Annotated in this window: 3 protein-coding genes and 1 pseudogene; 1 reads left to right on the top strand and 3 read right to left on the bottom strand. The window is 59.7% G+C overall.

Going from position 1 to position 1,761, the window contains the following annotated elements; genetic code table 11:
• Window positions 1-84 precede the first annotated feature (84 nt).
• Window positions 85-192, top strand: a pseudogene (locus tag K359_RS62900) (ATP-binding protein); the annotation flags it as partial.
• Between the two features lie 217 nt (window positions 193-409).
• Here the strand turns inward: K359_RS62900 and tnpB are convergent.
• From tnpB to K359_RS0147830, 3 genes are all read right to left on the bottom strand, one after another.
• Entirely contained in the window at window positions 410-757 is a 348-nt protein-coding gene (gene tnpB / locus K359_RS0147840) for an IS66 family insertion sequence element accessory protein TnpB (RefSeq protein ID WP_027520144.1), read from the bottom strand.
• Window positions 754-1,155, bottom strand: coding sequence for a transposase (locus tag K359_RS0147835; RefSeq protein WP_029085238.1), 402 nt, complete (start codon window positions 1,153-1,155; stop codon window positions 754-756). Before K359_RS0147835 ends, tnpB begins: the two co-directional genes overlap by 4 nt.
• 101 nt (window positions 1,156-1,256) lie before the next feature.
• On the bottom strand, window positions 1,257-1,761 hold a 505-nt coding region (locus K359_RS0147830; RefSeq protein WP_029085237.1), incomplete at its 5' end, for an IS4 family transposase.

Below are 1,761 nucleotides of genomic sequence, written 5' to 3'. Positions count from 1 at the left end.
CAACCCGGTGCCCAAAAAGAAAATGATGCGGGTCAGTGATCGTAACGTGAGACACGACCCGCTCGAGAATAGGGGTACTTCGACGTGTTCGGTGACGCGAAAATGACAACCGCCATGCTCGATCGGCTGACCCACCACTGCGACATCATCGAGACTGGCAACGACAGCTGGCGCTTCAAGAACCGCGCATAACCTCCTGCTCGCCACTCGCGGCCCGCCAAGACCGGCTCTCCTCCGCTACGTGGGGCTCCGCGACGGCCGGTCTTGGCTCCGTCAGAGGGGTCATTCTTGGACGCGAAAAGGGGTCGCACTTGGATGCGATTTGACAGCAAGATCGGTGGGGAGCGATTCAGATGTGGTCTCGACGATGATGGAATCACATCCATCACGATCCGAGAAGCTCAAAGCCTCATCCGACTGATGTCGGCCGCCACGTCTCTTGTGGGTGCCGCCAGTCGATCCCGGACAAGAGATAACCGAGCTGCGCCGACGAGATCGTCACCACACCCTCCGCCGGGCTCGGCCAGATGAAGCGCCCCCGCTCCAGGCGCTTCGTGAACAGACAGGCGCCCTGGCCGTCATGCCAGATGACCTTCAAAAGATTGCCCCGGCGACCGCGGAAGCAAAACAGGTGGCCGCCCAGCGGGTCGCGATGCAAGATCTCCTGAACCTGCAACGCCAGCGACGGAAAGCCCTTCCGCATGTCGGTATGGCCGGTCGCGAGCCACACCCGCACGCCGGCAGGCAACGGGATCATCGTGGCCGTCCATCAGTCAGCGCCGCCACGACTGCGCTCAGCGTCGCCGCATCAACCGCGCCCGTGATCCGCATCCGAGCCCCGGCCGCGAACTCAATCTCGATCGCACCGCAGCTTCCGGAGGGCGCCGTCAACGGTTGCCGGTCTGGCTCAATGGAGACTGCCGCAAAACGGACTTCGCCATCCTGCCGCTGCATCGGCTCGGCCCCGCAAGCGAGGACCCCTGTGCGCGCCTGCCGCCGCCAAGCTGTAACCAGATTGCGGTGAACGTCATGTCGCCGAGCAACCTCGACAACACTGGCCCCAGGCGCCAGACTCTCCTCCACGATCCGAAGCTTCTCGGCATTCGTCCACCGCCGTCGCCGCTCTGGACCGGACAGAACCGTAACCGTCGTCACGTTTGCTCATTTGCTTGCGAATTAATGAGCAAACCATCTCACGCTCGAACCCGATCCGGGAAGGCGGCCTCCACCGGCTTGCGATTACCCACATTTTTGAGTCAGAGTGTCGCTCCCGTTGCGATATCGATGAATCGCGACAATCCGCGCCACATGATCAGATTCCCTGGTGGCGGATCGTTGGCACGGGCGAGGTAGCCGCCGAGCCTGGCGATCTTGATGAGATAATGCGACAATGTCTTTCGTTGTGTGCTGACTGGAATCTTGTCTTTGACGAGCCGATCAAGCAATTGGATTTCACCTTTGGTCAGCACAAACTCCGGTGAGGCATTTGGCGCTGAACGATTAAGCATCGTCATCCAAAAAATGCGCCAGCTCACAATGCAGAATACCGAGATCAGATTCGTCAATCGCTGAGCGGTCCGCAGTTGCGAGTCCTCTGCCCTACAGCCGGATTTGAGTATCTTGTGGAAGACCTCGATCTTCCATCGCAAGGAATACCATTCGAGTGTCTCGATCGCATCCCCGCGCGATTGCACTGGAAGATCGGTCAGGAGTTTCCATTCAATCTTCTTTCTGTTCTTTGGCGCTCCTCTTTCATCAGCG

The organism is Bradyrhizobium sp. th-b2 (assembly GCF_000426785.1).
Lineage (GTDB): Bacteria > Pseudomonadota > Alphaproteobacteria > Rhizobiales > Xanthobacteraceae > Bradyrhizobium > Bradyrhizobium septentrionale.
Note: the sequence above shows the minus strand (reverse complement) of the source record. Positions and strands in the feature narration are given on the sequence as shown.